Genomic DNA, 322 nt, shown 5'->3' on the forward strand with positions numbered 1-322 from the left:
CCAACAATCCGTTTCGGGTACACCGTAATACCACGCTCTAAAAATCGGTTGATACTTTTCAATTACCCGTTGTTGCATACGTTTTGAAAAATGGGGTAAGTAAAAAGTTTTGATCACCGTAATGTGCCTTGTGATCATATCTCCTAAATTAAAACGCGCTTGGCGATACCTAATGTCTGCTTTTTTATATTCTCTGCTATCAGGTGTAAAGTTTTGCATGTCTTGCTTAGGGCCAGTCGCCCAGCCAGCTACTTTTTTCATTTGTTCAGTAAACGGCTTAACGGTAAACGTGATATGAATAGGGTCATCAGCATCGGTGGGC

1 pseudogene is annotated in these 322 nt (G+C 41.3%); it reads right to left on the reverse strand.

The window, feature by feature from the left end:
* Positions 1-322 (reverse strand): annotated as a pseudogene (locus H5183_RS21530) (hypothetical protein); the annotation flags it as partial.

Source organism: Pseudoalteromonas sp. SR44-8, from assembly GCF_014163635.1.
GTDB lineage: Bacteria > Pseudomonadota > Gammaproteobacteria > Enterobacterales > Alteromonadaceae > Pseudoalteromonas > Pseudoalteromonas rhizosphaerae.